Genomic DNA, 235 nt, shown 5'->3' on the forward strand with positions numbered 1-235 from the left:
GCGATACTGTGTTTCACTTCTGAGTTCGGAATGGATTCAGGTGGTGCCACAGCTCTATGGTTTCCAGACAAATTTGGCTATTACTTTCAGCTTTTTAAAAGCTAAAGGTAAAAGTTCGGAAAGCTGTTACTCGCTATTGCAAGTAATCGAAATTAAGTTTTGAGTTCGAACACACATTAAGTGCCACTCTTTTCAGAGTAAGTTCTAATTCTGGTTTCTATAAGAAACATAGTTA

General features: G+C 37.0%; 1 rRNA gene. It reads right to left on the reverse strand.

Features of this window, described 5'->3' with window-relative positions:
* Positions 1 to 68: ribosomal RNA gene (rrf, locus tag Q1A86_RS21175) — 5S ribosomal RNA — on the reverse strand; the annotation flags it as partial.
* Between the last annotated feature and the right edge of the window lie 167 nt (positions 69 to 235).

Origin of the sequence: uncultured Shewanella sp. (genome assembly GCF_947497935.1) — a bacterium.
Classification (GTDB): domain Bacteria; phylum Pseudomonadota; class Gammaproteobacteria; order Enterobacterales; family Shewanellaceae; genus Shewanella.